Origin of the sequence: Actinobacillus genomosp. 1, from assembly GCF_029774175.1 — a bacterium.
GTDB lineage: Bacteria > Pseudomonadota > Gammaproteobacteria > Enterobacterales > Pasteurellaceae > Actinobacillus.
This window is the reverse complement of record NZ_CP103834.1, coordinates 789,903-809,753: the sequence shown is the minus strand read 5'-3', so window position 1 is coordinate 809,753 and position 19,851 is coordinate 789,903. Positions and strand designations below refer to the sequence as shown.

At 39.6% G+C, this 19,851-nt stretch carries 23 protein-coding genes and 1 riboswitch; of the genes, 11 read left to right on the top strand and 12 right to left on the bottom strand.

Annotated features, from left to right (window positions below):
* Positions 1-15: 15 nt before the first annotated feature.
* The 3 genes from can to NYR63_RS03710 all read right to left on the bottom strand — a co-directional run bounded on the left by can (position 16) and on the right by NYR63_RS03710 (position 1,741).
* Positions 16-735, bottom strand: a complete 720-nt coding sequence (gene can / locus NYR63_RS03720) for a carbonate dehydratase (protein ID WP_279458247.1) — start codon at positions 733-735, stop codon at positions 16-18.
* A 119-nt stretch (positions 736-854) separates the two neighbouring features.
* Entirely contained in the window at positions 855-1,061 is a 207-nt protein-coding gene (gene cspD, locus NYR63_RS03715; protein WP_279458246.1) for a cold shock domain-containing protein CspD, read from the bottom strand.
* Positions 1,062-1,168: 107 nt separating this feature from the next.
* The gene (locus tag NYR63_RS03710; protein WP_279458245.1) at positions 1,169-1,741 is read right to left on the bottom strand and encodes a DUF1439 domain-containing protein; all 573 of its coding nucleotides are present in this window, start codon (positions 1,739-1,741) and stop codon (positions 1,169-1,171) included.
* Between the two features lie 116 nt (positions 1,742-1,857).
* On the opposite strand from NYR63_RS03710, the gene NYR63_RS03705 reads away from it, so the two are divergent.
* The 4 genes from NYR63_RS03705 to NYR63_RS03690 all read left to right on the top strand — a co-directional run bounded on the left by NYR63_RS03705 (position 1,858) and on the right by NYR63_RS03690 (position 4,057).
* On the top strand, positions 1,858-1,992 hold the full coding sequence (locus tag NYR63_RS03705) for a hypothetical protein (RefSeq protein ID WP_279458244.1): 135 nt from the start codon (positions 1,858-1,860) through the stop codon (positions 1,990-1,992).
* Between the two features lie 71 nt (positions 1,993-2,063).
* A complete protein-coding gene (gene tgt / locus NYR63_RS03700; protein WP_279458243.1) occupies positions 2,064-3,212 on the top strand; it encodes a tRNA guanosine(34) transglycosylase Tgt in 1,149 nt (382 codons plus the stop codon).
* A gap of 71 nt (positions 3,213-3,283) precedes the next feature.
* On the top strand, positions 3,284-3,799 hold the full coding sequence (locus NYR63_RS03695; RefSeq protein ID WP_279458242.1) for a hemerythrin domain-containing protein: 516 nt from the start codon (positions 3,284-3,286) through the stop codon (positions 3,797-3,799).
* A gap of 30 nt (positions 3,800-3,829) precedes the next feature.
* Entirely contained in the window at positions 3,830-4,057 is a 228-nt protein-coding gene (locus NYR63_RS03690; RefSeq protein WP_279458241.1) for a sulfurtransferase TusA family protein, read from the top strand.
* Positions 4,058-4,122: 65 nt separating this feature from the next.
* Here the strand turns inward: NYR63_RS03690 and NYR63_RS03685 are convergent, their stop codons facing one another.
* From NYR63_RS03685 to NYR63_RS03655, 7 genes are all read right to left on the bottom strand, one after another.
* Positions 4,123-4,728, bottom strand: coding sequence for a TIGR04211 family SH3 domain-containing protein (locus NYR63_RS03685; RefSeq protein ID WP_279458240.1), 606 nt, complete (start codon positions 4,726-4,728; stop codon positions 4,123-4,125).
* 63 nt (positions 4,729-4,791) lie between these two features.
* A complete protein-coding gene (locus tag NYR63_RS03680) occupies positions 4,792-6,054 on the bottom strand; it encodes an inorganic phosphate transporter (RefSeq protein ID WP_279458239.1) in 1,263 nt (420 codons plus the stop codon).
* Positions 6,055-6,063: 9 nt separating this feature from the next.
* Positions 6,064-6,744, bottom strand: coding sequence for a TIGR00153 family protein (locus NYR63_RS03675; RefSeq protein ID WP_115590120.1), 681 nt, complete (start codon positions 6,742-6,744; stop codon positions 6,064-6,066).
* Positions 6,745-6,931: 187 nt separating this feature from the next.
* A complete protein-coding gene (locus NYR63_RS03670; protein ID WP_279458238.1) occupies positions 6,932-7,690 on the bottom strand; it encodes an iron ABC transporter ATP-binding protein in 759 nt (252 codons plus the stop codon).
* A 1-nt stretch (position 7,691) separates the two neighbouring features.
* Positions 7,692-8,633, bottom strand: coding sequence for an iron chelate uptake ABC transporter family permease subunit (locus NYR63_RS03665; RefSeq protein WP_279458237.1), 942 nt, complete (start codon positions 8,631-8,633; stop codon positions 7,692-7,694).
* A complete protein-coding gene (locus NYR63_RS03660) occupies positions 8,633-9,580 on the bottom strand; it encodes an ABC transporter permease (protein ID WP_279458236.1) in 948 nt (315 codons plus the stop codon). Before NYR63_RS03660 ends, NYR63_RS03665 begins: the two co-directional genes overlap by 1 nt.
* Before the next feature lie 86 nt (positions 9,581-9,666).
* Positions 9,667-10,575, bottom strand: coding sequence for a siderophore ABC transporter substrate-binding protein (locus NYR63_RS03655; RefSeq protein ID WP_279458235.1), 909 nt, complete (start codon positions 10,573-10,575; stop codon positions 9,667-9,669).
* A 173-nt stretch (positions 10,576-10,748) separates the two neighbouring features.
* On the opposite strand from NYR63_RS03655, the gene NYR63_RS03650 reads away from it, so the two are divergent.
* Genes NYR63_RS03650 through nrdR form a run of 3 tightly spaced genes read left to right on the top strand, consistent with a single transcriptional unit; the run spans position 10,749 to position 12,944 of the window.
* Entirely contained in the window at positions 10,749-12,218 is a 1,470-nt protein-coding gene (locus NYR63_RS03650; RefSeq protein WP_431731965.1) for a replicative DNA helicase, read from the top strand.
* Positions 12,208-12,495 carry a YcgL domain-containing protein gene (locus NYR63_RS03645; RefSeq protein ID WP_279458234.1) on the top strand — a complete coding sequence of 96 codons (288 nt, stop codon included), beginning with the start codon at positions 12,208-12,210 and terminating at the stop codon, positions 12,493-12,495. The genes NYR63_RS03650 and NYR63_RS03645 overlap by 11 nt, the downstream gene beginning before the upstream one ends.
* The gene (gene nrdR, locus NYR63_RS03640) at positions 12,495-12,944 is read left to right on the top strand and encodes a transcriptional regulator NrdR (protein ID WP_115586883.1); all 450 of its coding nucleotides are present in this window, start codon (positions 12,495-12,497) and stop codon (positions 12,942-12,944) included. The genes NYR63_RS03645 and nrdR overlap by 1 nt, the downstream gene beginning before the upstream one ends.
* A 111-nt stretch (positions 12,945-13,055) precedes the next feature.
* Here nrdR and lysC read toward each other — a convergent pair whose 3' ends face one another.
* Positions 13,056-14,408 (bottom strand): lysine-sensitive aspartokinase 3, encoded by a 1,353-nt coding sequence (gene lysC / locus NYR63_RS03635; RefSeq protein WP_279458233.1) that lies wholly within the window; start codon positions 14,406-14,408, stop codon positions 13,056-13,058.
* A 97-nt stretch (positions 14,409-14,505) separates the two neighbouring features.
* Positions 14,506-14,689, bottom strand: a riboswitch (Lysine riboswitch).
* 215 nt (positions 14,690-14,904) lie between these two features.
* Positions 14,905-15,240, bottom strand: a complete 336-nt coding sequence (locus tag NYR63_RS03630) for a DUF496 family protein (protein ID WP_279458232.1) — start codon at positions 15,238-15,240, stop codon at positions 14,905-14,907.
* Positions 15,241-15,450: 210 nt separating this feature from the next.
* Between NYR63_RS03630 and ppx the strand changes: the two genes are divergently transcribed.
* The 4 genes from ppx (at position 15,451) to serC (ending at position 19,743) form a co-directional block, all read left to right on the top strand.
* Entirely contained in the window at positions 15,451-16,959 is a 1,509-nt protein-coding gene (gene ppx / locus NYR63_RS03625; protein ID WP_279458231.1) for an exopolyphosphatase, read from the top strand.
* Between the two features lie 198 nt (positions 16,960-17,157).
* Positions 17,158-17,625, top strand: coding sequence for an N-acetylneuraminate anomerase (gene nanQ / locus NYR63_RS03620; protein WP_279458230.1), 468 nt, complete (start codon positions 17,158-17,160; stop codon positions 17,623-17,625).
* 9 nt (positions 17,626-17,634) lie between these two features.
* Positions 17,635-18,507 (top strand): MurR/RpiR family transcriptional regulator, encoded by an 873-nt coding sequence (locus NYR63_RS03615; RefSeq protein WP_279458229.1) that lies wholly within the window; start codon positions 17,635-17,637, stop codon positions 18,505-18,507.
* A 147-nt stretch (positions 18,508-18,654) separates the two neighbouring features.
* Complete coding sequence (gene serC / locus NYR63_RS03610) at positions 18,655-19,743, top strand: 3-phosphoserine/phosphohydroxythreonine transaminase (protein ID WP_279458228.1); 1,089 nt, start codon at positions 18,655-18,657, stop codon at positions 19,741-19,743.
* Positions 19,744-19,851: the final 108 nt, after the last annotated feature.

The window sequence follows — 19,851 nt, the reverse complement described above, 5'->3', positions numbered from 1 at the left end:
TTCGCCTTTGTAGTATTAATCGATATGACTGGTTCCCGATGAACTATCGGCTTTGATAGCAGAGATATTAGCACTCATTTCATCAATCTCAGTTGCTAATTTAGCAATGGCATGACGATAAGTAATTTCTAACGTTTCTTGGCTAGTCGCAATTACACCTTGATCATTTAAGAAACCGTCTTTCACATCATAAACCCAGCCATGTAAAGAAAGTTTCTTACCGCGATTCCAAGCAGCGGTAACAATCGAGCTACGTCCTAAATTGTAAACCTGTTCCGCTACATTAAGACGAGTAAGCATATTGGCTCTTTGTTCGGAAGGAAGCTTACCGAGTAAAGAACTGTGTTTAAACCAAAGGTCGCGAATATGTAATAGCCAATTACTAATAAGTCCGTAATCTTCAACACTTCCCATTGCGGCTTTAATACCGCCGCAGTTGGTATGACCGCAAATAATAATATGTTCGATCTCTAATACATCTACCGCATATTGCACGACGGAAAGACAATTGAGATCGGTATGGATAACCAAATTGGCTACATTACGGTGAACAAAAAGTTCGCCGGGCCCTAAACCGGTTAATTTTTCAGCGGGAACACGGCTGTCCGAACAGCCAATCCAAAGATAAGTCGGTTTTTGATGTTCGGCAAGTTGTTTAAAGTAATCCGATTGCTCGTCTTTCATTCGTGTTGCCCAAGCATGATTGTTGGCAAACAATTTTTCTATCTGTTTCATCGCCCAACTCTGTTAAGAATTTGTTACTAAATATACCGGCATTTTAGCACAGAATAAAAAAGCGGTCGAATTTGTAAAAAATAAAACAAATTCGACCGCTTGAAAATCGGATTTTTAAGTTATTCCACTAATGAGATTTTTGCTGCAGACGCACCTCGTTCACCGCGAATGAGTTCAAATTGCACTTTTTGCCCCACTTTAAGGGAACGATAACCTTCGCTTTGAATTTCAGAAAAATGGGCAAAAATATCGCCTTCAATATTATCGCTTGTAATAAATCCAAATCCCTTTGCACTATTGAACCATTTGACGATGCCAATTTCCATAATTCTCTCCTATCTTTCGGCATTGATATTACGCGGTGAATTTTAGTCAAAAAAGTTATCCTAACAATCGAAAATGTTTGAAAATTCGAACAAGATCACAAAATTTTTTAAAAAACAGAGGTTTCTAAGCGTAGAAGTCCTTTTTCCACGATAATCGCTTTGCCAAATTTCTTAACGAGCGCTTCTTTGGTTTTAGTTTCGTCAAGCGTGTATATCGGTGTCGAGTTCAGAAGACCGGTTAAACCGTCCATTAATACGGGTAAAAACATTTGTAACTCATCTTGATATTTTTCAGGTGTTGCGGAGTAGTTGAGTAAACGTACATCTTTCAGATATAACGTACCTTTTTCGGCATCATAATAAGGAATCGTATCCATATTCAGATAGATTTTAGCATCATATTTTTTACCCTTAGCTTGCAGAATGCCGTCAATTACACCTGAAACGGCAACTTTCTTTTCATCCGTTTGCCCAATTTGAGTAGAGAGGTCATAGAGATGATAATCCAATTGAAATAATCCCGGAATGCCCACTTTGTCTGTTAATGGAATTTTTTCGGCTAAACGAGTTTCAAGGTATCGGTTGATCTCGTCTTGGCTAATACTCAACGCATAAACATTAGTAATAAAGAATAGTGACAGCAATATAGGCATAAAGAGAAGTTTGAAGCACTTTTTCATGATATTTCCTTGTATTCAAGACGGCTTATTCTAGTTTTGTTTAGTGAAAAAGAGTAAAATGACTCCTTTTTAATTTGGGTGGGACTATAACAATTTCATTCAATGAAGGAAACAAAATGATTAAAAAATTTATCATCTGTCTCTTTGCTTGTGTACTTGCCGGCTGTGCGGTCGGTGGCAGCGCAAATGTAGGCGGAGGATCGAATGGTGTAGGTGCGGGTTTCAGTTTAGGAACGGGGATCCGCTTTTAATTTGCAAATCATAAGCGGAATATGACCGCTTGTTGATATGTTTATAGACTGTTTATCTATAAGGAATGTTAATGAAATATGAATTAAAAACTACCAGCGGCAATGCGCGTCGCGGTCGTTTGACTTTTTCTCGCCCGAAAGGCGAATATGTAGTGGAAACACCGGCATTTATGCCGGTTGGTACATACGGTACGGTAAAAGGAATGACACCGGAAGAAGTAGCGGCAACCGGCGCGCAAATTTTATTAGGTAATACTTTCCATCTGTGGTTACGTCCGGGGCAAGAAGTGATGAAATCACACGGTGATTTGCACGATTTCATGCAATGGCATGGTCCGATTTTAACCGACTCAGGTGGTTTCCAAGTATTTAGCTTAGGTAAATTACGTAAAATCAAAGAAGAAGGCGTAACGTTCCAAAACCCGATTAGCGGCGAGAAAATTTTCCTTTCACCGGAAAAATCAATGGAAATCCAATACGATCTCGGTTCGGATATCGTGATGATCTTTGATGAATGTACTCCGTATCCGGCTACTTTTGATTACGCAAAAAAATCAATGGAAATGTCGTTACGTTGGGCGAAACGTAGTCGTGATCGTTTTGACGAGTTACAAAATCCGCGTGCGTTATTCGGTATCGTACAGGGCGGAACTTATGAGGAATTGCGTAAGATTTCCGCAGAAGGCTTAGTCAATATCGGTTTTGACGGTTATGCGGTCGGCGGTTTAGCGGTAGGTGAGCCGAAAGAAGAAATGCACCGTATCCTTGAATTTACCACACCGTTATTACCACAAGATAAACCTCGTTATTTAATGGGCGTAGGTAAACCGGAAGACTTAGTGGAAGGTGTACGTCGCGGTATCGATATGTTCGACTGCGTAATGCCGACCCGTAATGCACGTAACGGGCATTTATTCGTGAGTAACGGTATCGTGAAAATTCGTAATGCGAAATATAAAACCGATACTACGCCGTTAGATCCGGAATGTGATTGCTACACCTGCAAAAACTATACGAAAGCCTATTTATATCATTTAGATAAATGCGGCGAGATTTTAGGTGCGCGTCTAAATACGATTCATAACTTGCGTTATTACCAACGCTTAATGGCGCAGATTCGCCAAGCGATTGAAGAAGATCGTTTTGATGATTTTGTGGTTGAGTTTTATGCCAAAATCGGCAAAGAAGTTCCGCCGTTACAATCAGAAGTGAATAAATAATTTAAATTTATCATGGCACAAGTTTAGGCTTGTGCCTTTTTATCAATAAATGATTACATATAGAGGTTATTATGCAACAACTTGAGCCACAACAATTCGCCAGTTGGGCGGAACCGATTGATATGTTGTATGCTTGCCATAGTAAAGTGAAGCGTTTTTGTAAACAGTTACGCATTTTGCCGGAGTATCTGGCGAAAAACGATATTAACCAAGCGGTTAAAAATGATGTACAACAGATTATCCATTATTTTAACCTTTCCGCACCGTTACACCATGATGATGAAGAATGTGATTTCTTTCCCGCATTAGTTCGAGTTCAACCGCAAGCGCAGGCTGATATTGACGAGTTGGAAAGCCAACACGAATTGTTACATCAAAATTGGGCGTTACTTTCCGCACAATTAGAAGCTTTGGTAGCGGGAGAGCGTAATGATGTGGATGCGGAGCTTATCGCTCGTTTTATTGCAGGGTATGATGTCCATATTGCAATTGAAGAACCGTTATTTGAACTAGGGCGGATTCATTTAGCTCAAACAGAATTAGAGCGTATGGGCAAAATTATGGCGGAACGTCGTAAGATTGCCTAGGCTTAGGATATTGATAATTTTAAGGCTAAAATGGCGAAGATTTACCAATTAGATTTGCGTCAATATCGTTGTCCGTTGCCATTATTAATGGCAAAAAAAGTTTTGAATCAATTATCGACGAATGAGCAACTTATTTTATCACTCAATTTAGCGAGTAGTGTGCAAGACTTCGAATTGTTATGTGAAGAATATGGCTATGAGATGGCAATAGATCCGTTAATTGACCAGTATCATTCGTTAGCAATTCGAAAAAAATAGACAAAAAATAAGCGGTTCTTTTTACAATGATTTTTGCAAAAAGAACCGCTTGATTTATATAAGAACTACGACCAACCGTTATGACGTTTACGACGCGGTAAAATGAACGGAATAATTAATCCGAGTAATAATCCCACCGCAAGTACCGAACCGCCATAGATAAACCACTGAATCACAATTTCTCGTTTAGCGGAATCCTGCATGGTTTCTAAATCACGATTCTTATTCTTTAGAATATCTAATTCACGTTTTAATTGAGCATTTTGATCAAGTAATTGGCTACTTTGCTGTTCGGCTTGTTGGCTACGGCGTTGCATTTCCATAGTACGTTGTTGCCAATCCGCATCAATTTTGCCCAATTTTGTGCTGAGATCCTGCACTTGCTGTTGCAATTGGGGAATTAAATCTTTTGGGCTTGCCGTTTGAGAAATCTCCGAAGCAAGTACCCAACCTTCCCGATTTCTGCCGTCACGAATTAAAACAAAGCGATCTTTCCGGTCTAATACCGTTACCTTTTCACCTGCTTGAATAGCACCTGAAATTTTATATTGATCGCCCGCACCTTTTCGCATATAAGTACTAAGATTCTCCGTAATATAATCCGCCGAGAATACCGGAGAAGATATGCCAAGTAGGGTATAAGCAATTAGGATTAACTTCCGTTTTAACATAATCGAGTCCTTTTAGATAAAAGGGAAAGCATACATCAAATATACTTTCCCTAGATGGTAAAGTTAATAAAAAATCATTAACAAGATTTCATAGATTACAATGGCAATGATTGCGCCTGCAGGTAATGTAACTACCCATGAAGCAACAATATTACGAATAATACCTAAATTTAATGCCGCAATACCGCGAGCAAAACCTACACCTAGGATTGCCCCTACAATAGTTTGCGTTGTAGAAATAGGTAAACCGGTACCTGAAGCGATTACTACGGTTGTCGCACAAGCAAATTCAGCAGAGAATCCGCGGCTTGGTGTTAAATCCGTGATACCCGTGCCCATAGTTCCCATTACTTTATAACCCATGATAAGCATACCCGCCGCAATACCTGCCGCACCTAACGGTAGAATCCATGACGCCAATGCTGCTTTCCCTTCCACTACACCACCGCTATGTACGATAGATACAACCGCTGATAAAGGGCCGACCGCATTTGCCACGTCGTTTGAGCCGTGTGCGAATGCCATTGAGCAAGCGGTTAAAAGCATTAAAATACTGAATACTTTTTCTACTCCGCCGAATGCCGCACCTTGAGCGCGTTTTGCAAACGATTCGCTACGAAAATAAAAATAACAGGTAATAACCGCAACCGCCGCAATAGCTGAAGAAATTAAGACGGTTTCTGTCGTTGTTAAATGTAAGCCGACATGTTTAAGACCTTTGGTCATTGTCACGATACTTAAGATGAAAGCGGTAAGAGCCATATAGAATGGACCGTATTTTTGCGCATTTTTCATCGGTTCATCAGTATCGAAGATCAATTTTTGCGTACTGATAAAAATCCAATAAGCGACAAAACCGGCAATCACCGGTGTAATAAACCAGCTACCTACGATTCCACCTAATTGTTTCCATTGTACGGCTTCACTACCTACGGTTAAACAGCCGAAACCGATAATTGCACCGATAATAGCGTGTGTTGTTGAAACCGGCCATCCCATTTTCGATGCGACTAATAACCAGAAACCGGCGGCAAATAGTGCCGACATCATACCTAAGACAAGAATATCCGGTTTATCTGCAAAAAGTGAAACGTCAATAATACCGCTTTTAATTGTTTCGGTTACTTCACCACCTGCAAGGTAAGCACCGGCAAATTCAAATACCATCGCGATAATAATTGCTTGGCGGGCCGTAACCGTACCTGAACCAACAGATGTACCCATTGCGTTAGATACATCGTTCGCTCCGATACCGAAAGCCATAAAAAAACCAAAAAGTGCAGTAATAATGACTAAAAGATTGCCATATTGCTGAATGAGTTCCATTCTAATCTCCTACGCTTTAGCTAACATGAGCTCAATCCGTGAACCGACACGTTGTGCTTGATCAGCTAAAATGCTCACTCGTTCAATACATTTATATAAAAACATTACATCAATCGGATTCAGATTTTTTTCTAAACCTAATAGAGTATGGCGTAAACTGACTTGAAGTTGATCCGTATCGTCTTCAATTTGGTCGAGTTCCAAAATCATATTATTTACAAAATGACGTTCGCGACCACGGAAACCGGTTTCAAGTAGTTCATCCATTTCATCTAAAACTTTACGAATTTGACGAGTAGAATCTAGACTACGGAAGAGAAATTGACGGAATGCGGGCTGCATAATTTCCGGTATAACTAATTGACGACCGATAATTCGTCCGGAAATATCCCTAGAATAATTAGCTAATTTATCCAGCTGAGTGACGATCTCTAATAGATCACCGCGTTCCACAGGCAAAAATAAACCGCGCGGAAGCTTTAAACGAATTTCTCGTTTTAAGGCGTCGGCTCGGCGTTCTAAATCAATAATTTGAGTTCTAATATCAGTTGCTTTATCCCAGTCATGGTCAAAAGTCGCCTCAAAAAAAGGCTCAAGTAATTCACTACATTCCGTTACTTTAAAAGCAAGTTTTTGTAGTGGAGTGAGTGGCGATTGTGCGAATAAACCAAAAATGTTATTCATTGCCATAAGGTATCTCCGTTGTGAATAAAATTTTACTTGATTCTGCCTTAGACAAAATCTTGTATATTTTACTTTATATGAAGTAAAAGATCACGAGGAGGAAGTAAAAAATATGAGAATAAGCGACCGGTTTTGTAAGTTTTTTTATACAATTGAGTCGCTTTATTCTTGCTTGTTTGGTTTTAAATTCAGATTATATATGGTGTACGACTAGTCTCTTACCGTGTAAGGTGACGACTTCCGCATCAAGGTTGAAGATATTTTTTAGATTCGCAGGAGTAATAATTTCATCCGGCGTGCCTACCATTGCGATCTGTCCGTCTTTCATTGCAACAATCGTATCGGCATAAGCCGCTGCCATATTAATATCATGCACAACCATTACGGTGGTTAGATTCAGCTCATCGGTTAATTCCCTTAATAACTTCATAAGTACTTTTGCATGAAACATATCGAGATTATTAAGCGGTTCATCAAGTAAAATATGTTGGGTTTTCTGACAAAACGTCATCGCAATTAATGCTCTTTGTCGCTGTCCGCCGGAAAGCTCGTTGAGAAATCGATCTTTTAATGCGAATAATTCGAAACGTTGTAACGCTTCTTCTACAATGTTTTCATCTTCCGGTCTAATTCGACCTTGGTGATGAGGATAGCGTCCGAACATCAGTAAATCTTTCACCGTGATACGGCTATGAATCACATTATCTTGTGTGAGAATGGCTAAGTTCTGCGCAATAATGCGAGAGTCGGTCGAACTGATATTGTAATTATCCAGAAAAATTTGACCGCTTTGAATAGACTGTAAGCGAGCAATAAGTGAAAGAAGGGTGGATTTCCCCGCACCATTGGCACCGACTAGTGCGGTAATGCCACCGTTAGGAATGTGTAAGTTAATGTCATCTAAAATAGTACTTTGGCCAATTTTATGTGTAATATTTTTAATTTCGATCATCTTATTTTTTCTGTTTTAAAATCAAATAAATGAAAACAATACCACCGGCAAATTCAATGACAACGCTTAATACGCCTTGCATTTTAAGCAACTGTTCAAAGACGGCTTGCCCGAGAACAAGTGTGATAGCGGCAATAATTACCGTCATCGGTATTCTGACACTGTGAGCAATCACCGGACTAATCGTATTTACGAGTGCACATACCAATAACCCAAGAAATAGGATTGGGCCGACTAAAGCGGTGGAAACGGCAACTAATAAAGCACAACAAATCAATAGCCGACGAGTAAATTGAGAATAATTTAATCCTAAGCCGATCGCTCGATCCTTACCGAGTAGTAAAACATCTAACTTATGATGATTCAACCAAATCCAGTAAGCACTTAATATTGTAATACCTACACTTATCCAAAGTAATGTAGGATTAACGGTATTGAAACTGGCAAATGAAGTACTTTGTGCAACAGCAAATTCTTCAGGATCAATCATTCGCTGCAGTAAATTATTTAAGCTACGAAATAATACTCCAAAGATAACACCGACCAAAATCATTCGAGCAAGATCGGCATTACTCTTATTAAGAGTACGAAATAATAAGAGCGAACCGAGTAACATAAGCGAAGTTTCAATTCCGAATTTACCGATAAGATCCAATTGAGTAAAGCCGACACCACCTAAAATAAATACTAAAGTAGTCTGTATTAACAAATATAAAGAGTCAAAACCTAAAATACTCGGCGTTAAAATCGGGTTATTAGTCAATGTTTGGAATAATAATGTCGAAACACCTATCGTATAAGCAATAGTGAGCAGTAAGACTAACTTTTTACCTCTGAAAGGCAATACAAAATCCCAATTACCATTAGCATTATAGGTGATGAAAAATAAGCAACTGGCGAGTAAGATACTTGTTAGTAATAGAAATATATTAGAGGTGCGCATTATTTTTTCCCTCTAAACAGCAAGTAGAGAAACACAATTGTTCCGCAAATACCGAAGATGGTTGAAATAGGCACTTCATAAGGCGCATTTACAACACGTCCGATAATGTCACAAAGTAGCACTAAATTTGCCCCGAGTAAGGCAACGGAAGGTAAATTCTGGCGTAAACGATCACCGGCTAAACGTGAAACAATATTCGGAACGACCAAACCTATAAATGGAATTTGTCCGACAGTAACGACTACTACGGCTGTGATCATTGCAACAACAATTAACGCAAACCACGTCATTTGGCGGTAATTGATTCCTAAACTGGTACTGATATTTTGCCCCAAGCCGGCAATACTTAATTGTTCCGCCATGATATAGACAAGAACGGCGAGTCCGGCAGTTAGCCATAATAATTCATAGCGACCGGCTAAAATCCCAGAAAAATCTCCGGAAAACCAAACAGATAATAGCTGTAAAGAATCTGTTTCATAGGCGACAAAAGTCGTGATGGCTTCAATGATATTGCCAAAGACGATCCCAATCAGCGGTACCATTAACTTTTGATGTGGAGGTAATTTGCGAAGCAAAAGCATAAAAATCCCCATACCGATTAACGCACTTAATGTCGCTAAAGACATTTTCATAATAAGCGGTGTGGCGGGGAAAATTAAACTGGCGATTAATATACCAATCGCCGCACTTTGACTTGCTCCAATCATACTTGGTTCAATAAAACGGTTTTTAAGTACGATTTGAAGCACCATCCCGGCAATACCTAGTGTTGCGCCGACAAGTACAACGGCAAGGGTTCTGGGCAATCGACTAATAAAGAGTAATTCAAGTTGCTCGGTATGGGTAAAAAGATTAGACCATTGGAAATCAGCCATCCCTACTGAAATGCTCAATAGAAAAAGTAAGACAAGAAACAAAAAATTTAAAGCGGTTAGTTTTTGCATTATTTTTGTAGGTATATTAATAATTAATGATGGCACATATGTTAATGATATGTGCCATTGTTGTAGCTAACTGTTAAAATTTTAAATTATTTTGCAAATGCTTTTTTGATATTCATCAGATCTTCACGCATTTGAGTTACACCGCCTGCCGCTAAGTAAGCAGAGCTGCTTAAATAGACCACTTGGTTATTTTTCCAAGCTTTGGTTTGGTGAACTAACGCATTATCTAGCACTTCACGAGCCGTTTTGCCTTCTTCACCGATTGCCGCCGTGCGATCTAAAACAAATAACCAATCAGGATTCACTTTTTGTAATAACTCAAAAGAAACCGGCTGACCATGATTTGAACCTTTTTGACCGACATCCGTAATTGCCATTGGGATCTCAAGTGCAGAGTGGATCCAACCTAAACGTCCTTTATTACCGAAAGCCGACATTTTTCCGCCGTTTACAATCACAATTAAACCGTTACCTTTACCTTTTACAGCCGTTTTAGTTTCTTGGATTAGACTTTCGATTTCGGTTTTTAATTTGGTCGCTTCCGATTCTTTATCAAATAATTTACCGAGATAATCAATTTCTCTTAATCCCGCTTGTAGCGTATTTAAGTCGCTCGGAATACTTAAATCAATAGCGTTTGCGATAGTTTTTACATCATCAAGTTTTGCTGCGGAACGTGTTGCAACAATAATAAGATCCGGTTTTAATGTATTCAATGCTTCTAAGTTAGGCTCAAAGAGTGTACCGATATTTGCCACTTTTTCAACGGCAGGTTTTAAATAAGGGAGTGTTTTAGCAACATCGGGACTACCGGCAATCGGTACGTTCAGATGAGATAAAATATCGATGGCAACAGCATCAAAAACAGCTAATTTCGTAGGTGTTTGTGTAAAAGTGACATCGCCACGAACAGTCGGAATGGTAACTTCCTTTGCTAATACGGATGTAGTGAGTGTAGCTGCAAGCGTTAAGCTAAATAATACCTTTTTCAACATAATGAGCATTCCTTTAGTGAGTGGATGTAATGAAAATGATTCCCAATAATTCTATTAGGATTTTTAATAATGTAAAGTAAAATTTAAGCGGTCGATTTTCACTTAACATTTGCAAATTTCAATTTACAGAAAATTCCGTTAAACTAATTACCGATATGATTAATAGAAAGAGTATGAATATGCCTGAGTACACGCCAATAAATAAAGAGAATTCAAGAGATAAGCAAGTGGAACAAATTGCGATTTCTCCACATTCTATTGAAGCGGAACAAGCCGTATTAGGCGGAATCATGCTGAATAACGAACATTGGGATAATGTATCTGAGCGCATTCAAGCCGGTGATTTTTATAATTATGCGCATCGCACCATTTTTGAGCAGATGGTGGAGTTAGTGCGCCACAACCAGCCTATAGATATTATTACGCTCGATCAGGCGTTAAAAGACAAAGGCGTATTGCAAGATGTAGGCGGTTTCGCTTATTTAGCCGAGCTCTCCAAAAATACACCGAGTGCTGCAAATATTCTTGCTTATGCGGATATTGTTCGCGATCGTTCGGATTTACGCGGTGTGATTTCGGCGGGTAATCAAATTGCGGAAATGGCATACCATACCAAGGGCAGAAGTTCTAAAGATGTTTTGGATGAAGCTGAACGTATCGTATTTGAAATTGCAGAAAAACGCCATGCAGCAAATGAAGGTCCTCAGAAGATTGATGATATTTTAATTAATACGCTTGCCCGTATCGAGATGCTTTCAAAAAATCGCCATAACGGTGGGGTAACGGGTGTTTCAACCGGTTTTCTTGACCTAAATAAGAAAACTGCCGGGCTACAGCCGTCAGATTTAATTATCGTCGCGGCACGTCCGTCAATGGGTAAAACCACTTTCGCAATGAATCTATGTGAAAATGCGTCATTACTGGATGTAGAAGATCCGAATGATTTGGATGAATACGGTAATCCGCGAAAAAAACCGGCAAAACCTGTCTTGATTTTCAGCCTTGAGATGCCGGCAGACCAAATTATGATGCGTATGTTGGCTTCGCTTTCTCGCGTGGATCAAACCAAGATCCGAACCGGACAGATTCATGATGATGAAGATTGGGCGAAAATATCCAGCACGATGGCAATTTTGCAAGAGCGTAAAAATATCTATATCGATGATAGTTCTGGCTTAACACCAACCGAATTGCGTTCGCGGGCAAGACGAGTTTATCGTGAGAACGGCGGTTTAAGTTTAATTATGGTGGATTATTTGCAATTAATGCGTGCGCCGGCGTTTTCCGATAACCGAACCCTCGAGATTGCTGAGATTTCTCGTTCTCTGAAAGCATTAGCGAAAGAATTGCAAGTGCCGGTTGTGGCGCTGTCGCAGTTAAACCGCAGCTTGGAACAACGTGCGGATAAACGTCCGGTAAACTCGGATTTACGTGAATCCGGCTCTATTGAGCAAGATGCGGACTTAATTATGTTTATTTATCGTGATGAAGTGTATAACGATAATTCGGATCTAAAAGGGATAGCGGAAATCATTATCGGTAAACAGCGTAACGGCCCAATTGGACGAGTCCGTTTAACTTTCCAAGGTCAATATTCAAGGTTTGATAATTATACAGGCGGAGCCTATGACGATGAGTACTAATCTTTGTGCGATTTACAGAAGTCCTAAAAAAGAGGGGATGTTCCTGTATGTAGCAAAGCGAGATCAATTTGATAGCGTACCGGAAGCATTACGCCAAATGTTTGGTAAACCGCAATTTGTGATGTTATTTAATTTAACCGGTGAAAAGCAGCTCAAGCGGTCAAAAAACGAAGAAGTTTTGCAAGCGATTCAAACGCAAGGCTTTTTCTTACAGATGCCGCCTCCACCGGAAAATTTGCTCAAAACATTCCTTGAACAGCATAAAGGGGGTAACTAATGCACTGCCCGTTTTGTGCCGCAGAAGAAACCAAAGTCGTCGATTCTCGTCTTGCTGCGGACGGTTATCAAATTCGTCGCCGTCGTGAATGTACCAGCTGTAAAGAACGTTTTACGACATTTGAGTCTGCGGAATTAGTCGTACCTTATATTGTAAAAAATAATGGTAACCGCGTTCCGTTTGATGCAAATAAATTACGAGTCAGCTTAAATCGTGCGTTGGAAAAACGCCCGGTTAGTGCGGATGATGTGGAAAAAGCTATCAGTAAAATTATTATTCAGCTTCAATCAACCGGTGAGAGAGAAGTACCGAGTAAATTAGTCGGTAGCCTTGCAATGGATGCTTTAAAACAATTGGATAAAGTCGCTTATATTCGTTTTGCTTCAGTGTATCTCAGTTTTGATGATATCGAAGAGTTTACGAAAGAAATTGAAAAATTAAGAGAATAGTCATACGTCGGTATGCGTATTTTGGAAATAGCTTAATACAATATAAGCGGTCGGTTTTTGCTAAAAATTTACAAAAGCCGACCGCTTGTTTTTGTCCTGAATCTTCTACTATTATTCGAATAAACCGGCGTGAAGCGCACGTACAACTTCATCCGCTTCAGCATTTTTAATTAACGTACAAACGTTATTAGTGCTTGCACCATAGCTAATTAAACGAATATTGAAATTTTCAATCGTATGGAATAGCTGTTTCGCTACACCGGCTTGAGTATGTAAATTATTACCGATAATCGCAACTAACGCTAAATCGTTTTCCACTTGTACGTGGCAATAAGCGTTTAATTCATCAAGTAACTCTTTGGATAACATATCTGCACCTGATGATGCGGAACCGGTTTTATCTAGAGTTAATGCAACGCTTACTTCGGACGTAGTAATCACATCGACTGAAATTTTATGTTTTGCAAGGATGGCGAACACGTTAGCCAAAAAGCCTTGAGCGTGAAGCATTGAAAGGCTGGAAAGCGTTAATAGTGTTTGGTTACGACGTAACGCAATTGCTCGGAAAGTCGGACGAGGTTGCGGGTCACGCGTTACCCAAGTACCGCCCTGTTCCGGTGCTTTACTTGAACCGACATATACCGGAATATTGCTACGTACGGCCGGTAGTAATGTGGCAGGGTGTAATACTTTGGCACCAAAAGTTGCCATTTCCGCCGCTTCGTTAAACGCCATGGTATCAATACGTTTTGCGTTCGGTACGACACGCGGATCGGTAGTGTAAATACCCGGTACGTCCGTCCAAATTAAAACGTCGTTTGCATTTAATACTTCCGCTAATAATGCCGCAGAGTAGTCTGAACCGCCGCGGCCTAATGTGGTTGTTTTACCTTCATCATCTCGACCGATAAAGCCTTGAGTAATCACTACGTTACCTGCGGCAATTAACGGTTTAATAATCGCATCGGATTGTTGTTGCGTTTTTTCATCATTAGGTGCCGCCTTACCGTAATTACTATTTGTCGCGACAATGTCACGCACATCTACCCAAACAGCCGGAAAATTACGTTCTTTTAATAATTGAGTGAAAATTTTGGTGGACATCATTTCACCGTGACAGATGAGTTCGTCGGTGAGCGCGTTAGATGTCGCAAGACTTGCGGATTCGGCTAATGCGCTGATATGCTGTAATAATTCGTCGATTTCGGCAGAAATCTCACTTTGATTTTGTAATTTCTCAATAATGTTATATTGAATAGTACGTACCGCATTTAAGATTTCTTCACGATGTTCTTTTTCACAACCGTTCGCTAATTCTACTAAATAATTGGTCACGCCTGCTGATGCAGAAAGTACCACGACACGAGTATTGGCATCCGCCGTTACGATATTTGCACAAGACGTCATTGCGTCGAAATTTGCTACACTGGTTCCACCGAATTTTGCAACCGAAAGATGAGACATAATAAGAATTTCCTATAATCAAAAAATAATAGATGATGTTGTGTAGTGGATATTCGAAAGGAAATTGAGTAGATTAGGCGGTTTGATTTAAGAACCAATTAATCAGAGCACTCCATTTAAACTTGTGTTAAATGACAGCTGATAGGATTCAACCTGACTCAGCCGATGTTCATTCCAGTCTAGTGAATTCACACCTCGGCAAGCACTCCCATCATTTAATCCTCAAACGGCCCTAGTTGCCTTAGATTAAACTGCCTGAGTGTTGCGCCTCTCCCGCAATGATAAAAATCATTACTTCTTTCCAATATAGTCCGGAAAGCGTGTATAGAAATACCTTTTTATGATAAAGGTGTCAAACGATATTTATTCGGAATGAAAAGAATGCTTAAGGAATGGGCTAATTTGAGGGAAATAAAGCGGTAAAATAAAAGAGGTCGGATGTTTAATTTATCTTTGCAAAAAATTAAACGATTCCGACCGCTATGAGAGAAATTAATTATTTCTCATTTTTTTCTGATGCAGCCGTTTTATGTGCCGCCATTTTTTGGCGGATTTCACGGCGTTGTTTTGACAGTTCCGCATTACGGATCATATAGTCGTCTACACGATTTTCGTAGTCGTCGCGCATATTGGCAATGATGGCGCGAATATCTTCTACACTCATCGAATCATCAATATATTGATTCAAATTATCTAAAAGCAATACACGTTTTTGGTTATCACGAATTTTGCGATCATTATCCGCTGTTTCACGATGGAGTTTATTTTTTAAACGGTAGAGATGAACATAATCCAACATATCTTGGAAAGATTGTTTTTTTACATCAGCCATTTGAGGATCCTCTTGGTTAGTGAATAATAAAACTGAATGAATCCTAGACCTTTTAACCTGATTCGTCAAAATGTTTTGTATCGCCTGATTTATTTGTGCAAATAAACAACGACATAGTCAAATTAATTAAGAAATTTTCTATCGATTCGTAGTAAAAATGATAGAATTCCAATATTTTATCTTCAATGTTCGCTTATAAGGATATTTTTCATGTCATCGTCTAAACAATTAACGCCGAGAGAGTTTGCTGCGATCGATTTAGGATCGAACAGCTTTCATATGATTGTCGCACGAATTGTGAATGGCTCGATTCAAGTGCTATCTCGTTTAAAGCGTAGAGTCCGTTTAGCGGACGGATTAGACGAACACCGTATTTTAGATCAAGCAGCCATTACCCGAGGCGTGGAATGTTTAGCCCTATTTGCAGATAGATTGCACGGTTTTTCCGCAGACAATGTGAAAGTTGTCGGAACCTATACCTTACGCCGCGCTATTAATAATGATGAGTTTTTAAAACAGGCGGCTGAAGTATTTCCGTATCCCATCCAAATTATTTCCGGGCAAGAAGAGGCTCGTCTGATTTATTCCGGGGTAAGCCATACGCAACCGGAACGCGGGCGAAAATTTGTGGTTGATATCGGCGGCGGCTCAACGGAAATGACTATCGGCGATAACTTTACGCCGTTACGTGCCGAAAGCCGTCATATGGGATGTGTGAGTTTTGCTAAGCGTTTTTTTGCAAAAGGTGAACTAAATATAGAACGTTTTGACAGTGCTTATCAACTTGCGATGGAAAAAATCGAAGATCTGGCTTGGGAATATCGTCAGCTCGGTTGGCAACACGTATTAGGCTCTTCCGGCACGATAAAAACGGTACAAAAAGTATTAATTGCAAACGGTTATCGCGACGGGTTAATTACGGAAGAACGTTTGCAGGCGTTAATAGACGACTGTTTACGTTTTAATTCTCTTAGTGCTATCCAAATGAAAGGATTAATAGAAGAACGCGCCGATGTTTTAGTGCCAGGATTAGCGATTTTACTCGCCCTTTTTCATACTTTCAGAATTGAATCTATGCGTTATTCCGATGGTGCGTTACGAGAAGGGGTAATGTACGGCTTGGAAAAAAGTTTCCAAGTGGGCGATATTAGGCAGCGTACGGCAGAGGCGTTAGCCGAGCAGTTTAATATCGATCAGCAACAAGCAAATCGAGTGGAGCATACGGCACTGGCATTATTTGAACAAGTTAAAAGTTGGAGAAACCGTCGTCAAACGGCGGAATTGTCCGGTATGTTAAAGTGGGCCAGTTTACTGCATGAAATCGGCATTGTGATCAATCATAACGGTGTCAATAGACATTCCGCTTACATTATTGCGAATCGAGATCTACCCGGTTTTGATTTTGAACAGCAGAATTTGTTGGCAACCTTAATGCGTTTTCATCTGAAAGGATTTAAGCGTAGCGATATTCGTAGTACCAATCGCTATCAGCATCGGGATATTTTAACGTTATTGAGATTATTTAGATTGGCGGTGTTGCTTAATCGTTCTCGTCAAGCAACGGTTACTCCTAAAAACTTATCGCTTGATATAAATAATAATGACTGGATTTTAACGTTCGATTCCGGTTTCCTTGCTAAAAATCCGTTGGTGTTAGCGGACTTGGAGGAAGAGAAAAAATATTTAGCTTTCCTCGGTTTAGTACTCAATGTGAGTTAGTCCTATACAAAGAGGCATCATCGTTTATGCCTCTTCCTTTATAAAATTTTGATCTAGTTCTCATTTTTTCCTTTTCTTCCTTGTTATTTCTACGATAAGTCTTTAACCTACAATTATTGGAGTATATCTTCATTTGTGGAGTATTTGCTGAATTGATACGGCAATCTATGTAATAGTTAATTAAGATAAGGACTTTATATGTTATTAGGTGATTTATCTCGTGCGGATTATGCAAAATCATTACCACCCGTTTTTGCTCGTTTATGCGGAAAACTTAAAAATTTAGATTTAGTTAATCTCCCTTTAGGGTGGCAAGATTTGGAAGAAGGGGTGCGAATGAACGTAATGGAGTTTGAAACCTCGCCGGCGGAAGATAAAAAAGCTGAAATGCACCGTAAATTTATTGATATTCAATTACTTATTTCCGGAGAGGAAATGATTGAGTATGGTCTTAGCGAACCTGATTTAACTTTATTTGACGAATATCGAGATGAAGACGATTACCAATTGACAGATGCGATTGAAGATAAAAATGAGTTGATATTACAACCGAATATGTTTGCGATTTTCCTTCCTTATGAGCCGCATAAACCGGGCAATACCGTTAGCGGACAAAATAAACTACTGAAAAAACTTGTAGTAAAAGTACCTGTTAGTTATCTATAGGAGGCGTATATGTCCGCTAGAGGTAAAATATTAGATACAATCGGGGCATTACAAACCAGTTTGACTAAAACGGAAAAGAAAATTGCAGCGGCGATCTTGGCTCAACCTGAAATTTTAAGCCAAAATTCACTATCTGAAGTGGCAAAGCAGTTGGATGTCGGCGAAGCAACTTTTATCCGATTTTGTCGTACGCTCGGTTTTAAAGGCTATACCGATTTTAAATTGGATTTGGCAATCGAATTGGCCACACAAGAAAAACGAAGTAATTCTATTTTTGATACGGATGTCTCCGAGAGTGATACGCCTAAAGAAATCGCAGTGAAGCTGCAAAGCAGTTTAAATAATGTGATTGCGGAAACGATTAATTTATTGGATTTTCAAGAGTTGGAATACGTTGTGGCGGAATTACAAAAAGCTGAGCGTATTTTCTTATTCGGTGTGGGATCTTCCGGATTAACCGCAGAAGATGCAAAACATAAATTGATGCGTATCGGCTTACAAACCGATGCGGTTACTAATAACCACTTTATGTATATGCAGGCATCATTGTTACGTGAAGGCGATGTTGTGATCGGTATCAGCCATTCCGGTTATTCCGACGAGGTAATCAGTGCGTTGAAAATCGCACGAAAAAATCATGCGAAAACCATTGCGATTACTCATCATATTCGTTCGCCGATTACCAATGTGGCGGATTATGTGTTGATTAACGGTAATCGACAAGGTCATATGCAAGGAGATTCGATCGGGACCAAAATGGCGCAATTGTTTGTACTTGATCTGATTTACTCGCTTTTGGTTAAAGCGGAGCCGGAAAAATCGATTCAGCAAAAACAAAAAACTTTAGACGTAATCTTAGAACAACGCGTTCACGGTCGATAATCGATAAATTACAAGCGGTCGAATTTGCAGAAATTTTTGTAAATTTGACCGCTTACTTTTTTTCCGTAAAAAAGTACTTTTAAAATAGCGAATATTTTCGCTAGAATGATTGAATCGGTTTTAAAAACACACAAAGAGGCAAACACAATGACACAAGTTTATAATTTCAGCGCAGGCCCGGCAATGATGCCGAAAGCCGTTTTGGAACAAGCTCAACAAGAATTATTAAATTGGCAAAATCAAGGGACTTCGGTGATGGAAGTCAGTCATCGTGGTAAATTGTTTATGGAGTTGGCGACACAGTCGGATAAAGATCTGCGTGAAGTCTATAATATTCCGGATAACTATAAGATCCTATTTTTACAAGGCGGTGCGAGAGGACAATTTGCGGCGATTCCAATGAATTTAATCGGCGAAAAGGGTAAGGCTCTTTATTTAAACAGCGGTCATTGGTCCGGTACGGCGGCGAAAGAAGCGCGTAATTTCTGCGAAATCGATGAAATCAATATTGTAGAAAAAGATCAAAACGGGATCATCTCGGTAACTCGTACGGATTTCAGTGATATTGCCGAACAGTATGACTACGTTCATTACTGTCCGAACGAAACGATTAGCGGGGTGGAGATTCACGATATTCCGAACGTAGGTAATGCGGTATTAGTGGCGGATATGTCTTCGAATATTCTTTCACGTAAAATCGATATTAATAAATTCGGTTTAATTTATGCCGGCGCACAAAAGAATTTAGGTCCGGCAGGTATTACGATAGTGATTGTACGTGAAGATCTAATTGGTAAGGCGCGTACCGCTACACCGTCTATCTGGAATTACGAAACGCAAGTCAATGCCGATTCAATGATCAATACGCCGCCGACATTCGCATGGTATTTATGTTCATTGGTATTTAAACATTTAATCAAAGAAGGCGGTTTACCGGCGATTGAAAAACGTAATGAAGCTAAAGCGAAATTGTTGTACGACTATTTAAATAACAGCAACTTCTATCGTAATTATATTGCCGAAGCCAATCGTTCCGTGATGAATGTAACCTTTACCACCGATAATGACGAATTAAATGCAAAATTTGTGGCGGAAGCGACCGCTTGCGGCTTACATGCTTTAAAAGGACACAAAGTGTTAGGCGGTATGCGTGCATCAATCTATAACGCTATGCCGATTGAAGGCGTGCAAGCGTTAATTGGATTTATGGATAAATTTGCGAAAGAAAACGCGTAATACTTGAGCGTATATAAAAAGAAACCATCTGCCGTGCAGGTGGTTTTTTTACAGGTCGATTTTATGTTTCCGATAAGTTTTAATATATTATTTTATTTTGATATGAAA